This is a genomic window from Kosmotoga sp. (assembly GCF_982836095.1).
In genome coordinates this window covers 1,927-2,822 of the sequence record NZ_CEYIHJ010000205.1, presented here as the reverse complement: position 1 = coordinate 2,822, position 896 = coordinate 1,927, and the positions used below count along the sequence as shown (strand labels likewise).

Annotated in this window: 1 pseudogene; it reads left to right on the top strand. The window is 41.1% G+C overall.

Annotation, left to right across the window (positions count from 1 at the left end):
• Positions 1 to 896, top strand: a pseudogene (locus AC3LHT_RS10150) (type I restriction enzyme subunit R domain-containing protein); the annotation flags it as partial.

Genomic DNA, 896 nt, shown 5'->3' with positions numbered 1-896 from the left:
TTGCCCAATGCCGTCAAAATAGCTTTTACTGGTACACCAATCGAGAAAACGGAACTGACATTTGGCGACTACATCGATAAATATGGCATCTTGCAATCTGTTAAAGACGGTGTCACTGTTGAGATTGTTTATGAAGGCAGAGTTCACAGTGCGGAACTTTCTGATCCGGAGGCTGTCAATGCGAAGTTCGAAGATATCTTCTCAGGGTTTGATAAGGAAGAAAAGGAAAGAATCGCAGGAAGATATACATGGCGGGCTTATCTTGAAGACAAAAATGTTATAGGGGATAAGGCGAAAGATATGATAGATCATTATGTTACCCATGTTTTTCCAAATGGGTTCAAAGCCCAGGTTGTATCTGTCTCGAGGCTTGCTGCAATGAGGTATAAGGAAGCCCTTGAAAACGCTTTGAAGGAGAAGATTGAGGAATTGAGAAGCAATAATCCCGATAGAATAGATATAGATCTTCTCCAGAGATTAGAAGTTGGCGTTGTTATATCAGGATCGCCCAATGACCCTCCGGAATATCAGCCATATATTGACCCAAATAAGCACGAAAGGATAATAAAGAGCTTCAGACTTCCTTTCGGTAATTGCGACGAATCAGGAGTCTCTGGCAACGTTGGTATCCTGGTTGTCCAGAGCATGCTCATAACAGGTTTTGACGCCCCCATTGAACAGGTTATGTACTTAGACAACGTGATAAAAGAGCATAACCTATTACAGGCAATAGCGAGGGTCAACAGGGTATATGAAAATAAATCCTGTGGGTTTGTCGTGGATTATGTGGGTGTTTTTAAGCATCTTAAAGAGGCTCTTTCAATTTACGCTGATGAAGATATTAAAGAGATAACAAGCGTCGTTAGAAACAAGGCAAAAAGCATTGATAAACTGAA